General features: G+C 51.9%; 2 protein-coding genes. One reads left to right on the top strand and one right to left on the bottom strand.

What is annotated here, in order from left to right:
* Window positions 1-97: 97 nt before the first annotated feature.
* The gene (locus Q0277_RS09755) at window positions 98-517 is read right to left on the bottom strand and encodes an acyl-CoA thioesterase (RefSeq protein WP_291940280.1); all 420 of its coding nucleotides are present in this window, start codon (window positions 515-517) and stop codon (window positions 98-100) included.
* A gap of 186 nt (window positions 518-703) precedes the next feature.
* Between Q0277_RS09755 and ciaB the strand changes: the two genes are divergently transcribed.
* Window positions 704-1,906, top strand: a 1,203-nt coding sequence (gene ciaB, locus Q0277_RS09750) for an invasion protein CiaB (RefSeq protein ID WP_297997610.1), incomplete at its 3' end; no start/stop codon positions are given.

Genomic DNA, 1,906 nt, shown 5'->3' with positions numbered 1-1,906 from the left:
AATAAATTCTGCACACTAAGCTTATCCCACATAAGAATTTTCGCGTTATAAGCTTGACGCTAAAATTCCTTGAGCTGAAACTAAAGTCTGAGAAATTTTAAAATCCATGCAGCCGCTTAATCTCTGCGCTGATAGGCTTTTTTTGGCCTAATTTGGTCACGCTTACGTAGGTTGCGATCGCGCTGGTTACGTGCAGACACTCGCGAAATCCATCCTCGCCCAGCCGTAGCGCTGCGACCTCGATTTGCACGCGGATAGAGGTATTTCCTACGCTTAGTACTTTTGCGTAGCAGCTGATGACATCGCCAATAAATACGGGCTGCTTGAAAGTTACCTCCTGCATCGAGATCGTCACGACCCGCTCGGGCGCTATCTCGCGCGCCGCCGTCGCGCCCGCTAAATCGATCTGCGCTAGTATCCAGCCGCCGAAAATATTGCCCGAGCTATTCGTATCCTTAGGCAGCGCTACGACCTTGATGCGCGGCTCGCCGAAATCGTCTAAGTTTAAATCGCTCATTTTTACTCCTTAAATTTAAAAATCTTGCATTTTAACCGCGCAAATTTAACACTTTTTCGATACAATCGGCAAAAATCTATGCCGAAATTTTAAAATTTTAAGCGGATGCGAGGATGGAATTTTGCTCGCGAAGCAGACACATTCCGCTCACAAAAAAGACGATAAAAACGGCAAAAAGGATACGCGATGAACGATTTTGCAAAACTTAGCGAGATGGCAGCGAGCGCTAAGGCACGACTAAACGCCCTCTACGACGAGCCGCACGCCGAGCTGATCGCGCGCGGGCTGGAGATCTGCGGCTTTGAGCCTAGCGATACTGCGCGCATAGCCGTACTACGCCGAATCGTCGATCTCAAAGAGGATCCGCTTCTGCAGGAATTTCGCCGCTTAGGCTACGATGAGGCGCGCCAGCGCGAGCTAAAGAGCAAAATGTATGATTTCACGCGCGAAATACACGAGAGCATGCACGAAGCGCTCATAGCCGAGGCGGGCACGCAGGGGATTTTGCAGCCGTTTTATCTGGAGCTTTTAAAGGGCGTGCACCGCATCGGGCTCGTGCTAAGCGATATGCAAAAAAGCTGGCAAGCCCTAATCATCGAAGGCACGAACAAGCGCTGGGAAAAGGAATTTAGCTCGCTTGCGCAGGCGAAGGAATTTTTGCTGCAAGAGGAGCTGTTTATGCGCACGCCTCACGGCGAGATCTGCGAGCGCTGCTACGGCGCGATAGTACAGCGCGAGGGCAAATCCCAAATGGTGCCCTACGCCGTGGCATTTGCGGATGAGACGGCGAAGCTGCAGAGCGAATTTAGCGATCTTTTGGAGCGTCTGGTAACGCTTGCCGAAGATGAGAGCGAGCTAGCTTACGTCGCGTATCTGTCCAAGCTCAAGCAGGCCTTTTGCGAGAGGGACGCTAGCGCGGTGATCGGCGCGTGGCGGGATGCGGAGATCGCGTGGATGGATATAAAAACGCCGCTTCAGATCGGGCATCCGCTCGAATACTACGAGGACGCCTACACGCACGCAGTCGCGCTAGAATGGGACGTCAGGCTTACAGGCGCATATGAGTTCAGCGCGGAGGAATTTAAAGCGCGCGTAAGCGAGAGCTTTGAGCGCGCGTATGAAAAAATCGGCGCCGATAACGCCGTCATGCACTCGCTCGTGCTCTCAAATATCGCCAAGACCCAGCTTTACGTCTGCGCGCCGCTGATCTACTACGGCGCCGATCTAAACGGACTCTTTTCGGCGCAGGTCGTACCTAACGACGAGTTCGTAAGCACCAACTGCGGCAAGAAAATTTTCGCCTTCGTAAATTTCGTCTATGAAAGCGCCAAGGCTAGACCTTTTATGCGGCTAAGCGGCGAAATTTTTACTCTCGATTATCTAAATTTC

Origin of the sequence: uncultured Campylobacter sp., from assembly GCF_938030815.1 — a bacterium.
GTDB lineage: Bacteria > Campylobacterota > Campylobacteria > Campylobacterales > Campylobacteraceae > Campylobacter_B.
The sequence above is the reverse complement of the archived record's forward strand: the minus strand, read 5'-3'. Positions and strand labels throughout refer to the sequence as shown.